Annotated in this window: 15 protein-coding genes and 1 tRNA gene; 8 read left to right on the plus strand and 8 right to left on the minus strand. The window is 67.0% G+C overall.

Annotated elements, in window-relative coordinates; genetic code table 11:
* Nucleotides 1-22 precede the first annotated feature (22 nt).
* Nucleotides 23-1,378 (plus strand): globin-coupled sensor protein, encoded by a 1,356-nt coding sequence (locus F1654_RS12395; protein ID WP_150023869.1) that lies wholly within the window; start codon nucleotides 23-25, stop codon nucleotides 1,376-1,378.
* Here the strand turns inward: F1654_RS12395 and xseA are convergent.
* Entirely contained in the window at nucleotides 1,375-2,814 is a 1,440-nt protein-coding gene (gene xseA, locus F1654_RS12400) for an exodeoxyribonuclease VII large subunit (RefSeq protein ID WP_150023870.1), read from the minus strand. The two genes, F1654_RS12395 and xseA, sit on opposite strands and share 4 nt — an antisense overlap.
* Nucleotides 2,815-2,959: 145 nt before the next feature.
* Between xseA and purD the strand changes: the two genes are divergently transcribed.
* The gene (purD, locus tag F1654_RS12405) at nucleotides 2,960-4,249 is read left to right on the plus strand and encodes a phosphoribosylamine--glycine ligase (protein ID WP_150023871.1); all 1,290 of its coding nucleotides are present in this window, start codon (nucleotides 2,960-2,962) and stop codon (nucleotides 4,247-4,249) included.
* Between the two features lie 6 nt (nucleotides 4,250-4,255).
* Here purD and F1654_RS12410 read toward each other — a convergent pair whose 3' ends face one another.
* Both F1654_RS12410 and F1654_RS12415 read right to left on the minus strand, forming a co-directional pair.
* Entirely contained in the window at nucleotides 4,256-4,879 is a 624-nt protein-coding gene (locus tag F1654_RS12410) for an ATP-dependent Clp protease proteolytic subunit (RefSeq protein WP_150023872.1), read from the minus strand.
* Between the two features lie 102 nt (nucleotides 4,880-4,981).
* The gene (locus tag F1654_RS12415; RefSeq protein ID WP_150023873.1) at nucleotides 4,982-5,719 is read right to left on the minus strand and encodes a competence/damage-inducible protein A; all 738 of its coding nucleotides are present in this window, start codon (nucleotides 5,717-5,719) and stop codon (nucleotides 4,982-4,984) included.
* A gap of 71 nt (nucleotides 5,720-5,790) precedes the next feature.
* On the opposite strand from F1654_RS12415, the gene sfsA reads away from it, so the two are divergent.
* The 4 genes from sfsA to map all read left to right on the plus strand — a co-directional run bounded on the left by sfsA (nucleotide 5,791) and on the right by map (nucleotide 9,542).
* Nucleotides 5,791-6,489 (plus strand): DNA/RNA nuclease SfsA, encoded by a 699-nt coding sequence (gene sfsA / locus F1654_RS12420; protein WP_150023874.1) that lies wholly within the window; start codon nucleotides 5,791-5,793, stop codon nucleotides 6,487-6,489.
* On the plus strand, nucleotides 6,486-6,968 hold the full coding sequence (locus F1654_RS12425) for an acyl-CoA thioesterase (protein ID WP_150023875.1): 483 nt from the start codon (nucleotides 6,486-6,488) through the stop codon (nucleotides 6,966-6,968). The genes sfsA and F1654_RS12425 overlap by 4 nt, the downstream gene beginning before the upstream one ends.
* A 55-nt stretch (nucleotides 6,969-7,023) precedes the next feature.
* Nucleotides 7,024-8,616 (plus strand): M28 family peptidase, encoded by a 1,593-nt coding sequence (locus F1654_RS12430; RefSeq protein ID WP_150023876.1) that lies wholly within the window; start codon nucleotides 7,024-7,026, stop codon nucleotides 8,614-8,616.
* A gap of 98 nt (nucleotides 8,617-8,714) precedes the next feature.
* Complete coding sequence (map, locus tag F1654_RS12435) at nucleotides 8,715-9,542, plus strand: type I methionyl aminopeptidase (protein ID WP_150023939.1); 828 nt, start codon at nucleotides 8,715-8,717, stop codon at nucleotides 9,540-9,542.
* Between the two features lie 62 nt (nucleotides 9,543-9,604).
* Here the strand turns inward: map and F1654_RS12440 are convergent, their stop codons facing one another.
* From F1654_RS12440 to F1654_RS12450, 3 genes are all read right to left on the minus strand, one after another.
* Nucleotides 9,605-10,549, minus strand: a complete 945-nt coding sequence (locus F1654_RS12440) for a beta/gamma crystallin-related protein (protein ID WP_150023877.1) — start codon at nucleotides 10,547-10,549, stop codon at nucleotides 9,605-9,607.
* A gap of 107 nt (nucleotides 10,550-10,656) precedes the next feature.
* Nucleotides 10,657-12,423 (minus strand): gamma-glutamyltransferase, encoded by a 1,767-nt coding sequence (gene ggt, locus F1654_RS12445; protein ID WP_150023878.1) that lies wholly within the window; start codon nucleotides 12,421-12,423, stop codon nucleotides 10,657-10,659.
* A 96-nt stretch (nucleotides 12,424-12,519) separates the two neighbouring features.
* Entirely contained in the window at nucleotides 12,520-14,622 is a 2,103-nt protein-coding gene (locus F1654_RS12450; RefSeq protein WP_199200577.1) for an AsmA family protein, read from the minus strand.
* Between the two features lie 162 nt (nucleotides 14,623-14,784).
* Here F1654_RS12450 and F1654_RS12455 point away from each other — a divergent pair, with 162 nt between their 5' ends.
* Together F1654_RS12455 and F1654_RS12460 are read left to right on the plus strand one after the other, a co-directional pair.
* Entirely contained in the window at nucleotides 14,785-15,600 is an 816-nt protein-coding gene (locus F1654_RS12455) for a M48 family metallopeptidase (RefSeq protein WP_150023880.1), read from the plus strand.
* Nucleotides 15,601-15,712: 112 nt separating this feature from the next.
* Nucleotides 15,713-15,789, plus strand: a tRNA-His gene (locus F1654_RS12460).
* A 31-nt stretch (nucleotides 15,790-15,820) separates the two neighbouring features.
* Here F1654_RS12460 and F1654_RS12465 read toward each other — a convergent pair.
* Entirely contained in the window at nucleotides 15,821-17,086 is a 1,266-nt protein-coding gene (locus F1654_RS12465) for a DNA polymerase IV (RefSeq protein ID WP_150023881.1), read from the minus strand.
* Nucleotides 17,083-17,982 (minus strand): ROK family protein, encoded by a 900-nt coding sequence (locus tag F1654_RS12470; protein WP_150023882.1) that lies wholly within the window; start codon nucleotides 17,980-17,982, stop codon nucleotides 17,083-17,085. The genes F1654_RS12465 and F1654_RS12470 overlap by 4 nt, the downstream gene beginning before the upstream one ends.
* Nucleotides 17,983-18,084: the final 102 nt, after the last annotated feature.

An 18,084-nucleotide genomic window follows, 5' to 3' on the forward strand; every position in this document is an offset into this window, starting at 1 on the left:
AGTGGGGACAAAGGAGTAGGTCATGCGTACGGAGGCTCTTGACAAGCGTTTTGAATTTCTTGGCTTTTCTGATGATGACCGGCACAGGCTGAGGCGGCTCAAGCCGCTGGTGGAAGGCGCGTTACCTGCTGTTTTGGACGGGTTTTATGCGGAAATCGCCCGCCATGACGCAGTCAACTCCATGTTCCGCGATGACGCCATGCGCCGCCACGCCCGCGACAAGCAGCTCGAGCACTGGATGAAAATCTGCGAGGCGCGGTTTGACGATGTCTATCTGCAGTCGGTCAAGCGCATCGGCCAGGCCCATGCGCGCCTGGGCCTCCAGCCGCAATGGTATTTCGGGGGCTATGCGAAGATTGTCGGCGGGCTGGTTTCGGCCATCACGCGCGGCCACATGGCCCGCGCCGGGATTTTCGGCGCCCGCAAGGCCGGTGATGAGCTGGCGCTTGATCTGGATGCCGTGACCAAGGCGGCCATGCTGGATATGGATTTGTGCATGTCCACCATAGAGGCGTGCGCGGAAGAGGAAAAAGCCAACGAGCGCAAGCGTATGGCGGACGAGTTCGAACAATCGGTCGCAGCCATCGTGGCCTCGGTCGCTTCGGCGGCTGAAGAGCTGGGTCAGATGGCCCGCTCCATGTCCAACACCGCTGACGGCACGTCGGAGAAATCCACCGCCGTCGCCGCCGCTGCGGAGGAAGCCACCGTCGCGGCCCAGACCGTCGCCTCGGCTGCTCAGCAGCTCACCGGCGCCATCGCCGAAATCTCCAGCCGGGCCGGGCAGGCGGCGGAAAGCTCCTCAAGCGCCCACACCCGGGCGCGCCAGACCGGAGAGACCATGGCCGAGCTCGCCGCCGCCGCCGAGAAGATCGGCGAGATCGTCAATCTCATCGAAAATGTCGCCGAACAGACCAATCTCCTGGCGCTGAACGCCACCATAGAGGCGGCGCGAGCTGGCGAGGCGGGCAAGGGCTTTGCAGTGGTCGCCAGCGAGGTCAAATCGCTCGCCGCACAGACTGCACGGGCCACCGAGGACATCTCCGCCCAGATAGCAAATGTGCAAGGCGTGGTGCGCACTGCAGTGGGCGCCATCGAACAGGTCTCCGGCGCCATTGAATCGGTCAACGAGATCTCGGCGTCGATCTCGGCGGCGGTGGAGGAACAGAACGCGGCCACAGCCGAGATCAGCCGCAATACCGGGCAGACCGCAGCCAGCGCGGAGACCGTGTCTCACACCATCACTCAAGTGCTGGCGGGCGCCCAGGAAACCAGCCAGTCCGCGGGCGCGCTGGTCCATGCCGCCGAGGATCTGGGCAAACAGGCAGAAGACATGCGCGCCTCCGTAGCCCGCTTCCTGGATCATATCCGCGCGGCTTAAAACAGACTCCCCTGACCCGCCGGGGGCGGTTTGGGTTTGGCTTTCGGTCTGGGTTTTTGAGGGGCCGGGCGCGGTGATGAATCCGCCGCCCTGGCTCCAATCACTGCGCCGCGCTTGGTGTCCTGGAATTCCAGCGTCACGGCCTGCCCGTCGTTCAGGGCCGCGCCATGGCGCACCAGCTTGCCCTGTTCATCGGTGACCAGCGCATAGCCGCGCGCCAGCACGCCCTTGTGCGACACCGAGTTCAGCCGCGCGCCGAGCCCCTGCAGCTCACGCTTGCGCGCGGTCAGGGCGCGCGTCTGGGCCAGCTTGAGCCGGGCGGCGAGGCTGGCGAGATGGCGGCCTTTCTCCGAAATATCGCGCGTCAGCGCCGCCGGGCGCATGCGGCCTGAAACCGCTTCGAGCCGGCCTTTCGAGCGCTCCAGACGCAGACGCAGGGCGGCGTCGAGCTTGCCGCTGGCGAAATCAACGCGCTGACGCGCCTCGCCCAGGAGGGCGTCGGGCCGGGGCAGGGCGCGCGCCGCCGAGCGCAGATCAGCGCCCTTGCGGTCCACCAGCCGGGTGAGGGCGCGCATCAGCCGCTCGCCCAGCGCATGAGCGCGCTCGGCCAGCTCGCGGCGCACCGGCACGGCCATCTCCGCCGCCCCGGTAGGGGTGGGCGCGCGCCGGTCGGAGGCGAAATCGATGAGGGTGGTGTCGGTCTCGTGGCCCACCGCCGAGATCAGCGGGATGCGCGATGCGGCGGCGGCGCGCACCACGATCTCCTCGTTGAACGCCCACAGATCCTCCACCGAGCCGCCCCCGCGCGCCACGATCAGCACGTCCGGGACCGGAACCGGCCCGCCGGGCTCGATCGCGTTGAAGCCTTCAATCGCCGCCGCGATCTGGCCCGCCGCCTGCTCGCCCTGCACCAGCACCGGCCACAGCAGGACATGGACCGGGAAGCGGTCGTCCAGCCTGTGCAGAATGTCGCGAATCACGGCTCCGGTGGGGGAGGTGACCACGCCGATCACGCGCGGCAGGAAGGGCAGGGCGCGCTTGCGCTCGGGAGCGAACAGGCCTTCAGCGGCCAGCGCTTTCTTGCGCGCTTCGAGCAGGGCCATCAGCGCGCCCGCGCCGGCCGGCTCCAGCTTCTCGATGATCAGCTGGTATTTCGACCGGCCCGGAAAGGTGGACAAGCGCCCCTCGGCGATCACCTCCAGACCCTCCTCGGGCCGGAAGCTCAGGGACGAGGCGAGCCCCTTCCACATCACCGCATCGATGACCGCGCTCTCGTCCTTCATGTCCAGATAGACATGGCCGGACTTGGCGATGATCACCCGGCCCAGCTCGCCGCGCACCCGCACATGGCCATAGGCCTCCTCCACCGTGCGCTTGAGCGACCGGGCCAGCTCGGAGACGGAGTATTCATGCGCGTTGGTGGCAGGTTCGGTCATGTGCGACTCACTGGCGGGCCATTACCCTAGCCCCCGCGAGGGCGGCTGTGAAACAGAGGCCGCGCGCAAGGTCGACAAGCAGGCCCTGGCCCCGCTAAGAGACCGCCACGCATCCGTGACCCTGCATCAGTGACAAAGGCCCCTCATGAACATCCTCATCATCGGTTCGGGCGGGCGCGAGCATGCGCTGGCCTGGAAGATCGCGCAGAGCCCGCTGGTGGAGGTGGTGTGGTCGGCGCCCGGCAGTCCGGCGCTGGACCAGATCGGGCCGTGCTTTGACGTGCCCGCCGATGATGTTCAGGGCCTGCACGATCTGGCCCTGCAGCTGGAGCCGGACCTGATCATTATCGGTCCCGAGGCGCCGCTGGCGCTGGGGCTGGCGGACGGGCTGCGCGCGCGCGGGTTTGATGTGTTCGGCCCCGGCGCCGAGGGCGCCAAGCTGGAGGCGTCCAAGGGTTTCGCCAAGGATCTGATGGCCCAGCTCGGCGTGCCGACGGCCGGATACGCCAAATGCCGCGACATGCATGCGGCGCGCTCCTTCCTGACCACCCAAACGCCGCCCTACGTGCTCAAGGCGGACGGCCTGGCGGGAGGCAAAGGCGTGGTGATCGCGCCCGATTTGGACACGGCGGTGCGCGAAGCCGAAGCCATGCTGTCGGGCAAGTTCGGGGAGGCGGGCGCCGAACTGATCCTCGAGGAATTCATGGCGGGCGAGGAGGCCAGCGTCTTCGTCCTCACCGACGGAGTGAACCGGCTGACCCTGCCGGCCTGCCAGGATCACAAGCGCCTTCTGGACGGCGATGAGGGGCCCAATACCGGCGGCATGGGCGCCTATGCGCCCGCCCCGGTGATGACGCCCGCACTTCTGAGCGAAGTGGACGAGACCATCGCCGCGCCGATCATCGACGCGCTGGCCGAGGCCGGTCATCCCTATCAGGGGGTGCTCTATATCGGCCTCATGATCACCGATGAGGGGCCGAAAGTCGTTGAATTCAATGTGCGTTTCGGCGATCCTGAGTGCCAGGTGCTGATGGCCTCGCTTACCGATGACATCGTCCCGGCGCTGCTGGCCTGCGCCACCGGGGGCATGCCCGCGCGCGATTTCGCCCGGCTCCTGCCCGAGCTTGACGCGGCGCAGCCGGCGGCCTGCGTGGTGATGGCGAGCCCGGGTTATCCCGGCGCCTACGCCAAGGGCTCGGTCATTCGCAATATCAAGGCGGCGGACGCGGTCGAGGGCGTGACGGTGTTTCACGCCGGAACCGGGGTCAATGAAGACGGCGACTGGATCGCCGCAGGCGGCCGGGTGCTGACCGTCACGGCCACGGGCGACACGCTCGAACAGGCCGTGTCGCGCGCCTATCAGGCGGTGGACCTGATCGACTGGCCCGAGGGCCAGCACCGCAACGACATCGCCTGGCGTGCGCTCAAACGCTAGTTCCTGCTAGCGCTTGATCTCGTCCTGGCGGCTGACGATCTTGTGGCACAGGCCGTATGCCACGGCGTCTTTCGCGGTCAGCCAGAAATCGCGGTCGGTGTCCTTCTCGATGCGCGAGAGGGGCTGGCCGGTGGCGTCGGCGAAAATCTGGTTCAGCCGGTCGCGCATCATGCGCATCTCGCGCACTTGGATCTCGATATCGCTGGCCGGCCCGCCTGCGCCGCCCGACGGCTGGTGCAGCAGGAAGCGGGTGTTGGGCAGGCAGTAGCGGTCTTCTTTCTCCGCGCCCACGAAGATCAGCGCGCCTGCGCTCGCCACCCAGCCCGACCCCAGCGCGATCACGCGCGGTTTGATGAATTTCATGGTGTCATGGATCATGTCGCCGGACTCCACATGTCCACCCGGCGAGGAGATCACCATCAGGATGGGATCGTCCGATTTGGCCGCCAGCGCAAAGAGTTGCGCACAAACAGCGCGCGCGATCTTGTCGTTGATGCCGCCGGTGACGAGGATGGTGCGCGCCTCGAACAGCGCCTTGCCGACATGGTCGCCGGCGGGCTGGGCGTTCTTCTCGTCGCTGTCGTCCTCGTCGTCATTGCGAATCAGGCGGTCATCAAACGCGTAGGCCATCGCCGGTCCTCGTGACTGAAATGAACGGCGCTGCGGACGCGCGCCTTGAGTGAACTCTTGCAAGGGCTGAGCCTAGGGCGCGCCTCCCGGCGCGGCAAGGCGTCACCCCAGCGCTTCCAGCTGGCTGCGCAGGCGGTCCAGTTGCGCGGCGTCCGTGCCGCGCGCCACCAGAGCCACGCCGCGTCTCAGACCGCCGCCGGGCGCCTCTTCAAACCACGGATAGGAGCCCAGCGAGACCGACGGGTTATCCGCCGCCATGGCGCCCAGGCTTTCGGCGATATCGCCCTCGCGTATCCCCTCAAGCCGCACGGTGACGCTATGGGTCACCGCGCCGCCCTCAATGCGTGCCGCCACATCCTCCAGCATGCCCCGCGCGATCTTGGGAACCCCGGCCAGGACAAACACATTTTCGATCTGGAAGCCCGGCGCGCCGGTGACCGGATTGGCGATCAGGCTGGCCCCGTCCGGGATGCGCGCCATACGCAGGCGGGCCGGGGTAATGTCGGTCTGCGAGCGCGCATACCACTCCTCCAGCACCTCCAGCGCATCCGCGCGCACATCAATGGCGCGCCCGAACGCAGCGGCCATGGCGTCGGCGGTGATGTCGTCATGGGTCGGACCGATCCCGCCGGTGGTGAAGACATAATCATAGGCCGCCGACAGCGCGCGCACCGCGTCCACGATCACCGCCTGCTCGTCGGGCACCACACGCGCCTCGCGCACGCTGACGCCCAGCGGCTGCAGGAATTCGGCGATCTGGGAGAGATTGGCGTCCTTGGTGCGGCCCGACAGGACTTCATCGCCGATCAGCAGCACGGCGGCGCTCACCTCGCACTTCATGACACCATCCTCACTTGCCGGGGCCGGGCAGGCGATTATGGTCCGTTCCGTCCGTTGCGCCAGAGCTGATCATGCAATTGCCGCCCCTGACCGAAGCGCGCCTGTTGCGGCGCTACAAGCGCTTTCTCGCCGATGTGGACATCCCCGGCGTGGGGCTGGCGGTGGCCCATTGTCCCAATCCGGGCGCCATGACGGGGCTCGCCGCGCGTGGCGCGCGCTGCTGGCTCTCGCGTCATGACAGCCCCACGCGCAAGCTCTCCTGGACGCTGGAGATCGTGGAGGCCGACGGCGTGCTTGTGGGCATCAACACGAATCTGCCCAACGCCCTGGCCGAGGAGGCGATTCATGCTGGCGTCATCGCAGAGCTCTCAGGCTATGAGCATGTGCGCCGCGAGGCGGCGCTGGGGGCGAACTCGCGCATCGATTTCCTGATGGAAGGCGAGGGCTGGCCACGCACCTGGGTGGAGGTCAAGAACGTGCACCTGATGCGACAGCCGGGTCTGGCCGAGTTTCCCGACAGCGTCACCGCACGCGGGGCCAAGCATCTGGCCGAGCTGGCGGCCCGCGCCCGGGCGGGCGAGCGCGCCGTGCAGCTGTTCGTGATCCAGCGCGCCGATTGCGAGCGCTTTTCCATCGCCGGCGATATCGACCCGGCCTATCAGAGGGCGCTCGCGTCGGCCTTGAGCGACGGGGTGGAGGCGCTGGCCTATGCCTGCGATGTGAGCGTGGAGGCGATCACCCTCGCCCGGCCGGTGGAGCTGGTATTATGAGTGAGACCGGATGGGATCTGCCGTCGCCCTTCATCCACCGAGTGGCCGCAACATCATCCGATATCGATATTTTCGGCCACGCCAATAACGCCGTCTATCTGCGCTGGGCCGACGAGACCGCCTGGGCGCACTGGGAGAGCTGCGGCCTCACCCGCCAGCACTGCCTGGATGAAGACCGGGGCATGGCGATCCTGCGCACCGAGGCCGATTATCTCGGCCATATACGCGGCGGCGAGGCGATTGACTGCGCGGTCTGGATCGCGCGCTCGGACGGACGCCTGCGCGCCGAGCGCTGGTATCAGTTCCGCCGCGCCGATACGGGCGAGACCGTGTTCCGCGCGGTCACGAAACTGGTCTGCTTCCAGCTCTCCACGGGGCGCCCGGCGCGCATGACGGCGTCCTTTGCGAGCCATTACGCCAGGCCGCCTGCGGCATTGACCGCAACGGCGGACGCGCTCATGACCAAATTGACACGTTGAGAGTGGCGTTCGCCTTCCTATGGTGCGCGCCGGTTTGACCCGCAGGAGCCATCTCATGCTGCGCCGTTCGCTGATTCTCGCCGCCGCCCTGGCGGTGTCCGCCTGTTCCCTCACCGCCGCGCCCGAGCCGCGTGCGCTGGATGTGACGCCGGGCGCAGTGGAGGCCCATATCCTCTTCCTCGCCGATGACCTGATGGAAGGGCGCGAGGCGGGTACGCGCGGCTATGGGCTGGCGGCCAATTATGTGGAGGCGCAATTTCGCCTGATCGGGCTGGAGCCCGGCGGCGAGGAGGGCTATCGCGCCGGCGTGCCGCTGCAGACCCTGACCGCGCTGGCCGAGCATGCCGGACTGTCCATTGATGGCCAGGCGTTTGAAATGGGCCAGGATTTCGTGGTCGCCGCCCATGCCGTCCATGACCGCAGCTCTGTGGAAGCTGGCGCCGTGTTCGCAGGCTACGGCATAACCGCCCCGGGCCTGGGGCTGGATGACTATGCCGGGCTGGACATGGCCGGCCAGATCGCGGTGGTGCTGGCTGGCGCGCCCGAGGGCTTGCCCTCGGATGTGGCGGCCCATCTCAACAGCCCGCTGACCAAGGCCGAATTTGCAGCGCACGCAGGCGCTGCGGGGCTTATCATCATCCCGGCTGAGGGCCTGACGCGCTGGTCCTTCCGGCGCATGGCGCCCATGGCCGGCCGTTCCTCCATGACCACCGCCGCCGCCGCTGCGCCCGAAAGCCTGCGGGTGACGGCCTATGTCTCCGATGAAACCGCAGGGCATCTGTTCGCCAATGCGCCGCGCGCCTTTGAAGACGTGGTCGAGGCGGCCCGGCGCGGCGAACGGCTGGAGGGTTTTGCGCTGAATACCGCTTTGACCATGTCCCAGGGCACGGCGCGCGAAACCATCCATGACGACAATGTGGTGGGGCTCCTGCCCGGATCCGATCCGGCGCTGGCCGATGAGGCGGTGATCGTTACAGCACACCTCGACCATATCGGCGTCTGCCGCCCCATGGCCGAGGACCCGATCTGCAATGGCGCACTGGATAACGCGTCTGGCGTCTCAATCATGATCGAGACGGCGCGCGCCCTGACCGCCGGGCCGCAGCTGTCCCGCCCGGTGGTGTTCATCGCCCTGGCCGCTGAAGAGAAAGGGCTTCTGGGCGCGGCCCATATCGCCGCCAACCCGACCCCGGCCATGGGCCGCATGGCCGCCAACGTCAATCTGGACATGCCCGTCATCCTCTATGAATTCGAGGACGTGATCGCGTTCGGCGCCGAGCATTCCAGTCTGGGCCCGGTGGCCGAGGCCGCCGCCGCGTCGCGCGGGGTGCGCCTGTCGCCCGATCCGATCCCGGAACAATCGCTCTTCGTGCGCTCTGACCATTATCATTTCGTGCGCGCTGGCGTGCCCTCGCTATTTCTGATGACCGGCTTCTCCAGCCCGGACCCGGAACATGATGAAGGCCGCGGCTTCATGGGCTTCCTGTCGGGCAATTACCACCAGCCCGGCGATGATCTCAGCCAGCCCCTGCGCTTTGATCAGGGCGCCAAGTTCGCCAATATCAATCTGGCGATCATCCAGGCCATCGCCAATGCGCCCGAAGCCCCGCGCTGGAATTCAGACAGCTTTTTCGCCGGTCAGCGCTAGACAGCTGCTGCGCCCCCGGTTCCCCTGAGCGGCGCAATTGCGTATATCCAACTGTATATCTGTTGGAGGCATGACGCGTGAACGACGGCGGACTGGATATGGATCTGGACCTTGAGCTTGATCTGGACGCGGCGCCGCGCCGCGATGGCCACATTAAGCGGCATGCGCCTTCAGACTTCGAGGGCATGCGCAAGGCGGGCCGGCTGGCGGCTTCGGCGCTGGACATGCTGACCGAACATGTACGCCCGGGCGTGACCACCCAGGAGATCGATGACCGGGTCCGCGAGTATTTTCTCAGCCATGGCGCGCGCCCGGCCACCCTGTTCTACAAGGGCTATACCAAGTCCAGCTGCACCTCGGTCAATCACGTGGTCTGCCACGGCATTCCCAATGAGAAACCGCTAAAAGACGGCGATATCGTCAATATCGACGTCACCTGCATTCTCGAGGGCTGGCATGGCGATACCAGCCGCATGTTTCCGGTGGGCGATGTGCGCCGCAAGGCTGAGCGTCTGGTGGAAGTGACCTATGAGGCGATGATGCGCGGCATCGCCGAGATCAAGCCCGGCGCCACGTTTGGCGATATCGGCTGGGCGATCCAGTCCTATGCCGAAAGCCAGCGCTGCTCCGTGGTGCGCGATTTCTGCGGCCATGGCATCGGGCGGCTGTTCCATGACGCGCCCAATGTGCTGCACTTCGGCGAGCCGGGTTACGGCCCGGTGCTGGAAGAGGGCATGTTCTTCACCGTGGAGCCCATGCTCAACGCCGGCAAGCCGGGGGTGAAGGTGCTGGGCGATGGCTGGACGGCGGTGACCCGCGACAAGTCCCTGTCGGCCCAGTTTGAACACACGGTGGGGGTGACGGCGGACGGGGTGGAGATATTCACCCGCTCGCCTGCGGGGCTTGATTGCCCGCCCTGGCGGTAGACTCTCTTAGTTCAGAACACAGGATGGGCGGAGCGCCGGAGCCCTCCGCCCGTTTGCCGTGATCAGCGTATGCACAGCACGTCGACGAGGACGTTGCCGCCTTGCTGGCGCCGGCCGTCACCCACATGGATCACCGGTCCGCGCCAGCTTTCAGACGTGAACCAGGCCGCACGGTTCAGGCCTGCGCGCCGGCACATCTGATCGGCGGCGGGTTGACCACAGCGCGATCCGGGCGTGATGCACGCGGCGATCGCCGCGCCTTGCAGCTCGGGGCGCGCATAGAAGCGCGAGGTGACGCCCAGGGCGGCCCCTTCGATCCCGCCCGGTGAGGCACCCCAGCCCGGTGCGCCACCGCCCCAGCCGGGGTCCGGCTGGCTCTGGGGCAAGCCGTCAGGGGTGGCCGAGCTAATAATGCCATTCATACGGAAGCGCGCGAGATCGCCGCTATTGCGGTCCAGCTCCACGCATCGGCCGCGATAGTTGATGTGTTCGCACAGCGTCCAGCTGCCCGAATGCACCTCCACCGAGCGCGGCATGTCGTTGAAATTGATGCGGGTGAAATTGTCCTCGGCGCGCGTCAGCGTCACCGACCGCCCGGTATAATCCGGGCCGGACCACAGCGTGATGCCGCGGCGGGAGTCCGGGCGCTGGCGGTGGATGGCGCGCACCGAGCTGATCTCGTTATTCATCCGCCCTGTGAACTGGGCGATGTCGCCGGTCAGCGACAGACAGGTTCCGCGATAATCGGCGTGCTCGCACACCTCCCACTGACCGCCCTCGACCCGGGCCGAGCTGGCCCGGTCATTGAAATTGATCCAAGCGAAATTGGGCGCATCGCCATCAATGCGGATTGAGCGGCCCTGGAAATTGGCCTGTTCGTACAGCACGATAGCGGGCCGGTCAGAGCCGCGGTCAGGACCGCGTCCGCCTCTCTGGGCGTCAGCCGCGCTGGTGGCGGCGAAAGCCACAGCCGCGGCTGCGGCGCAAAGGCGCATGAAAGTGGACATGATCGGTCACTCCTGTCTGGTCAACAGAAGCGAGCTAGCTCCAGCCCCGTTGAACTGGCGATGAATTCGCCGGGGGGCGGACGTTCATGTCGAGCAATTTGAGGGCGTTAGTAGCCTTGGGCGGCTCCGTCCGTGCGCATCTCGCTGGCGCCGTGCAGCACGCCCGTGCGCGGTTCGCGCCAGATGCCCTGATAGCCGCCAAAGGAGCGGTCCCCGGGGCGGATCACATGGCCGCGCGCAGCCAGTTCCTGACGCACCGCTTCGGGCACGCCGCGCTCGACGAACACCTCGCCCAGACCGGCCTCATCGCCAATCCGGCCCACTTCCGAGCTGGAGCCGTCATGGCGCCAGCGCGCCGCATCACCGGCTTCCTGAACATTGAGGCCGTAATCGAGCATATTGACCAGTATCTGCACATGGCCCTGGGGCTGCATGGCGCCGCCCATCACGCCAAAGCTCATCACCGCCTCACCGTCACGGGTGACCATGGCCGGGATGATGGTATGGAAGGGCAGCTTGCCCGGCGCATAGACGTTGGGGTGATCGGGATCGAGGCTGAACAGCTCGCCGCGGTTCTGCAGCATGAAGCCCAGCCCGTCCGGCACCAGTCCTGAACCCATACCGCGGAAGTTCGACTGGATCAGCGAGACCATCATGCCGCTGGAATCGGCCACCGTGAGATAGGTCGTATCAGCGCTCTCCAGAATAGCCGGATCGCCTGCCGCCACCGTTTCCATCGCCCGGTCCATAGCGATCAACGCGCGGCGGGTGTCGGCGTACTCGTCCGTCAGAAGCGCGCGCGGATCGATATCCATGAAGGCCGGGTCGGCGTAGAAGCGCGCCCGGTCCTCGAAGGCCAGCCGCTTGGCCTCGATCATCACATGCAGGGCATCTGCGCTCATGAAGCCCATCTCCGCCAGGTCATAGTCCTTGAGGATGTTGAGCATCTGCAGGGCGGCGATGCCCTGGCCCTGGGGCGGCAGCTCCCACACGTCATAGCCCCTGTAATTCACGCTCAGCGGCTCGATCCAGTCCGAGCGGTGGGCGGCGAGATCCTCCGCGCTGAGCCAGCCGCCGATCGTGCGCATATAGGCGTCGATCGTCTGGGCGATTTCGCCCTGGTAATACGCCTCGCGCCCGCCTTCAGCGAGCAGGCGGTAGGTGCGCGCCAGATCCGGGTTGCGAAACACCTCCCCCTCCACCGGCGCCGCGCCGTCGGGCGTGTAATAGGTGGCGCGGGCGTTGGCGAGCTCCTCGATTTCGCCATTGGCGTAGCGCTGTTCCAGGATGCGCATATTGCGCGCCCAGTAGAAGGCGATGGTTTTGGAGACCGGGAAGCCGCCTTCCGCGTAGGTAATGGCCGGGTCCAGCACCTCGCTCATGGGCAGGCGTCCGAAGCGCTCATGCATCTCGAACCAGCCGTCCACCGCGCCGGGAACCGACACCGCCAGCGCGCCCAGCGGCGGAATGGCGCCGGTTTCGCCCGAGCGCTCCACGACCGTCTCAAAATCCAGCGACATGGGCGAGCGGCCCGCCGCGTTGAGGCCATAGACCTGACGGGTCTCAGGGTCCCACACGATGGCGAAGAGATCGCCGCCTATGCCATTGCCCACCGGCTCCATGAGGCCCAGCGCCGCGTTGGCGGCGATGGCCGCGTCCACCGCGCTGCCGCCCTTCTTGAGGATGTCGATCGCCACCTGGGTCGCCAGCGGCTGGGAGGTGGCGGCCATGCCGTTCGTTGCGACCACCGGCGAGCGCCCGACGAAATGATCGCCGGTGACGCGTTCTCCGGGATGGAAAGTCTGTGCGCCGGCCATGTCGCCAAAGACGGAAAAACTCATGGCGGCGGCTCCTGCAGCGATCATGCGGATCATGGCGAACACTCCTGCCCTGGGCGCGCCAGCTCAGGCTGGCGCGGATTTGCGAGGCAGTAGATAGCCTTAATCTACAGCGATCAAGCTCAGGCCCGGTCAGCGTCCGTCATCGTCACTTTCAGGCTCGGGCTCCTGACGCGGCTGGGGACGGCGGCCAAGCACGCCCTCGAGCAGGCGCCGGGCCGGGTCGTCGCGGGTTTCCTCCTGACCTTCCTCACTCTCGCGTTGGCGCCCGCCAAGGGCGTCTCGCAGAGCGCCGGTCGCCGCGTCGCGGGCCACATCTTCGATGCGCCGTCCGTCCGTCAGGGCCTGCCCGGCCTGGCCGCCGATCAGTGATCCCGCGCGCAGGCGCACCAGATCACGCGCCACCGATTCCAGGTCGACAGAGACTGACGCCGCATTGAAACCGCCGCGAATGCGCACCGGTACAGCAAGACCTTGCAGGTTGGTGTCACCGCCCTGACCGGCCAGGGTCTGAACGGCGCGCGGGGTGAGGCGGTAATCAATCATCTGTTCGGCCAGGTTGAGCGTGCCTGAGCCCTCCACCCGCAGAAGCGGGCTGAGCATGGACAGGTCGAGATTTTGCGCCACGCCCTGGCGCACGGTGAAGGTGCCGGTCAGGGCCGAGAAGTCTGTTTGCTGGGTATCGGCGAAGCCTGAAGGCAGCGATCCGGTCTGGACCGCCTGCTGCACCGTGCGGATCACCTGGGCGAGATTGACGCCGACAATGGCGCCGTCGGCGAAGTTGAAGCTGCCCTCGCCGTTGAGCGAGCGCATCAACGCCGCCGGGCTGGCGCCAGAACCATTAAGGTCCAGCTGCATCCGGCCCAGACCCTGCAGCCGGTCAAAACCGGCGGCGGCCGTCAGGAAAGGCAGGGCCTCCAGAGCGGAGATGTCAGCGGCGATGGACAGGCGGGGCGTGGCCTGGCGGGCGTTCACGGCGAGCGTCACCACGCCCTGGCCGCCATAGAGCCGGAAATCGGTCAATCTGGCCGTGAGCAGGGCGTTGTCCAGCGTGACGGCGAGATTGACGTTCTCGGCCACGATGTCACGCGCGCGGAAGCGGTCGGCGCGCACATCCAGGCGTGCATCGACCGTGCTCAGCGCGGTCAGATCCATGCGCTCCTCGCTCCATGGACCCACTGCGCCATCACTGGATCGGGCCCCGGTGGTTTCGTCGGCGGGGATGTAGGGCGTGATGTCCAGGCTGGCGGTGCGCAGCGAGCCGGTGATCATCGGGCGCGTGCGCTCATAGTCCAGCGCGAGCCGGCCCGTGGCGCGGATATCGTCAAACACGATGCTGGCCTGATCCAGCGTGAGGCGTCCGGGCGAGCCGGCTATATCGGCCTCCGCCGTGAACCGCCGGAACACCGGCCCCTCGGGCAGTTCCGTGCCCAGAAAGCGCGCCAGGGCGGGCAGGGGCAGGTCCACATTGGTGCGGCCGTCAAAGCTCAGCGTCTCGCTTTCCAGAAAACGGCCATTGAAGCGCAGATCGGCCAGCGCACCGGTCATATCGAGGGTCAGAGCCGTCTCCGCCCCTTCAAAAAAGCCGCGCAGCGAGCTGAGCTCGGCGGTGAAGCGCATGGGCCGGTCATCGGCGCTCAGTGAGCCGGACAGGCGCACCGGAGCGTCCACCGAGGGCAGGTCCACTGACAGGTCGAGATTTTCGATGCGACGCGTCTGGCCGGGATCGCGGTAAAAGACCGAGCCGTTTTCGATGCGAACATCCCCGAAGGCCGCCTCAAAGGGCAGGGCGCCGGGCCGGCGCACGAAGCCCTCGCCTGAGGCGCTGGCGGGCGCAGCGTCCTCGCGCGGGGCGCCCAGCGTCCAGTTATTGCCGTCGGCGCGGGCCTCCAGCCGGATCACCGGCTCGACCAGCACGAATTCCTCGATCTCCACGCGCTGTGACAGCAGCGGTCCCCAGGCCAGCGAGGCGCGCAGCTCGCGCATCTGCGCCAGCGGCTCGTCGCCAAAACCCGGGGCGTTGGCGATGGAGGCGTCTTCAGCGCGCACCTGAAGGCGCGGGAAGACGCGTAACTGAACCGCGCCGTCGAGGCGCACCTCTCGATTAATGGCGGCGCTCGCCTCTTGACTGACGCGATCACGAAGCCAGTCAGAGGAGATCAGGGCGGGCAGGGCCAACGCGGCGCCGACGATCAACGCGGCGATCAGCAGGAGGAGAATAAATAGCGTGCGCATGACGGAGCGTCTCCCGGAGGGGTCGATTAACGCCGGTCCCGGCTTGCGCCCGAGCCCGGGTGTGAGATGATGATTAACGAAAGCGTGCGGCGTTTCCATGGCGAATTTTAAAATATTCGCCAGCCGGGCGCCCCAACAGTGTTGAGTGAGAAGGGGACAGACATGCTTAGCCAATCGGAATTCGACGCCCTGCCGAAAGTGCGCATGGGCCGGCGCGAACTGCTTGCGGGGCTGGCGGCCGGGACCGTTTTTCCCTTTGCCGCCACCGGCTGTACGGCTGAAAATCCGGCTCTGGGCCGGCGCCAGCTCATGCTGGTGTCCGATGACCAGATCGCACAACTGTCTGATCAGACCTGGCAGGCTGCGCGCCAGCGCGAGCGGGTCAGCAATGACCCCGCCTTGCGCCGTCAGGCCGATCGCGTGGGGTCACGCATCGCCAATGCATCAGGCATGAGCCAGCACGCCTGGGAATTCGTGGTGTTTGATTCCGACGAAGTGAACGCCTGGGTGCTGCCCAATGGCAAGGTGGGCCTGTATCGCGGACTGATGGAAACCACCCGCAATGACGACCAGCTGGCCACTGTGATCGGCCATGAGGCCGGGCACGTGGCCGGGCGTCACGCCCAGGAGCGCGCCTCACAGCAGATGGCCGCGGGCATGGCTACGGGCCTTGCCGCTGTGGCGCTGGACCAGGCTGACGTGCAGAATGCGGGCGCCTGGGCGGGGGTTCTGGGCGCCGGGCTGACCTTCGGGGTGCTTCTGCCCTATTCGCGCAGGCACGAGCTGGAGGCTGACAGGCTGGGCGTGGATTATATGGCCCGGGCCAATTACCGCCCTTCGGAATCCGTTATTTTCTGGCAGTCCATGATGGACCAGAGCCAGCGCGGCGCGCCGCCGGCCTTCCTGTCCACTCACCCCTCCGATCAGGAGCGTATGAACGCTCTGAACTCCCATATCCGCAGCCGCGGCTATGCTTGACGATGAGGGTGCATACGGGCCGCGCGCAGGCCTTGCGCGCACGGCCCGCCAGAGCTAGTTTCCGCGCCCTGCAGTAGGCGGCGCGTCCGCCTGCCGCGCGCACCCATGGCGCGCCGCCTTAGCTCAGTTGGTTAGAGCGCTAGATTGTGGATCTAGAGGTCCCCCGTTCGATCCGGGGAGGCGGTACCATTTTCGCAAATCCGGGCAGAACGCCGAGCGTCTACTCGCCGCGCCGGAGCACGCGCCCTTTTACCACCGCCTGATCGCCGAATTTCGCCCGCGCCGCATCCATGGCGCGCTCTGCGGTGGCCCGGCGCAAGGCGTTCGGGTCGGCCAGGTCGCCCGAATCTCCCGCCGCCGGGGTCAGATCGCCGTAGCCCGCTCCGATGAGGCGGTAGCGCACACCCTCGGGCTCAGCGTCGAGGAGCTCGCAGGCGTGACGAAACAGGGTGTCGGCCAGCTGGGCGGGGGCATTGAGCGTGCGCCGCCGGGTGATCGTGCGGAAGCGGTCGGTCTTGAGCTTGAGCGTCACCACCCGGCCCGCCACGGACTGGGCCTTCATCCGGTCGGCCACTTTCACGCATAAAGGCCAGAGCCGGTCTTTCAGGGTCTGCTTGGCGGCCACGTCATCATCAAACGTGGTTTCCGCCGAGACCGATTTGCGCTCGCGTTCGGGATTGACCGGTCGGGCGTCCTCCCCGCGCGCCAGGCGCAGGAGCCGCCAGCCGGTCTCGCCATGGCGAGAGACGAGCTCGCGTTCAGGGCGGGCCAGGACATCGGCGAGGGTCTTCAACCCGTCCGCCTCCAGCTTGCGCGCGGTGGCGGGCCCAACGCCATAGACCGCCGAGACGGCGAGATTGCGCAAGAATTCCGGCGCCTCGCCCCGTCCGATCACGGCGAAGCCATTGGGCTTGTCGAGTTCGGAGGCCGTCTTGGCGAGAAATTTGTTGAAGCTCAGCCCCACCGACACGCTCACCCCGATCTCGGCTTTGATGGCGCGCTGCAGGCGCAGAAGCGTCAGGGCGGGCGGGGCGCCATGCAGGCGATCCGTGCCGGACAGGTCCATGAACGCCTCGTCGATCGACAAGGGCTCGACCAGGGGCGTGACGGCCTGCATCATCTCGCGGATTCGTTTGCCTTCAGCGGCGTAGACGCCCATGCGCGGGCGGATCACCACCGCGTCCGGGCAGGCCTTGAGCGCCTTGAACATGGGCATGGCCGAGCGCACGCCATAGAGCCGGGCCACATAGCAGCATGTGGCCACCACGCCGCGCTTGCCGCCGCCGACGATCACCGGCTTGTGTTCCAGCGAAGGATCGTCACGCTTTTCAATGGCCGCGAAAAAGGCGTCGCAATCTATATGGGCGATGGACAGCGTATCCAGCTCCGCATGGCGCACGCTGTGGGAGGCGCCGCAAGCCGGGCAGGCGTGGTCATCAGCCTTTACTGGCGACAGGCATTTGCGGCACCGGCCCGGCGCGTTCATGCCGGCCACAGCCAGGCTGCGCCCCTGACCCCTGATGAATCCCCGTGCGTGTTGCGCACGATACGGGTGAGCGGTTCATCGGTGAAAGTCCAGGGCGCCAGCGCTGTTTCCAGCCGTTCGGGCAGGCCGGTCAGGTTGGACAGTCCGCCGCCCAGTACAATCACCTCCGGGTCCACGATATTGACCACGCTGGCCAGAGCCCGTCCCAGCCGGGCGGCGTGCCGGTCCAGTGTGGCGCGCGCAGGCTCGTCGCCGGCGCTGGCGGCGGCCGCGATGGCGTCAGCGGTCAGGGTCTGTCCGGTGACGCGCCGGTGATCGGCGGCCAGCGCCGGACCCGAGCACCAGGTCTCAACGCAGCCATTGAGGCCACAAAAACAGGGCGGGCCGGGAATCTCGCCCGCTTCGGGCCAGGGCAGGGCGGTGTGGCCCCACTCTCCGGCATTGCCGTGCGCGCCCGTGATCAGTTCGCCGCCGATCACCAGCCCGCCGCCGACCCCGGTGCCGAGAATCACCCCGAACACGCTGTGCGCGCCCGCCCCGGCGCCGTCGCGCGCCTCGGACAGGGCGAAGCAATTGGCGTCATTGGCGCAACGCACCTCCCGGCCCAACGCAGCGGAGACATCCCGATCCAGAGCCTGGCCGTTGAGCGCGGTGGAATTGGCGTTCCGCATCAGCCCTGTGCGCGGATTGTGCGATCCGGGATGGGCGAGCCCCGCCGGCAATCCGTGCACGCCGCGCCGGCTTTCCACCGATTGAACCAGAGCGGCGATCGCCTCGAGCTTGGCCTGATAACCCGGCGGCGTGGGAATGCGCTGGCGCACATGAATGGCGCCGTCATCCTCTACAATTGCGGCCTCGATCTTGGTGCCGCCCAGATCTATGCCCAGCCTTGCCATGACGCTTTCCCGGCCCGGTTTTTCGTGTTCATATCCTGTTCCGCCCGGCGCGTGAACGGGCGGACTCATTCTTGATTAAGGAAAGTGGGGTTTACTGCTGCG

The sequence above is a fragment of the Alkalicaulis satelles genome (assembly GCF_008630495.1).
Classification (GTDB): Bacteria; Pseudomonadota; Alphaproteobacteria; order Caulobacterales; family Maricaulaceae; genus Oceanicaulis; species Oceanicaulis satelles.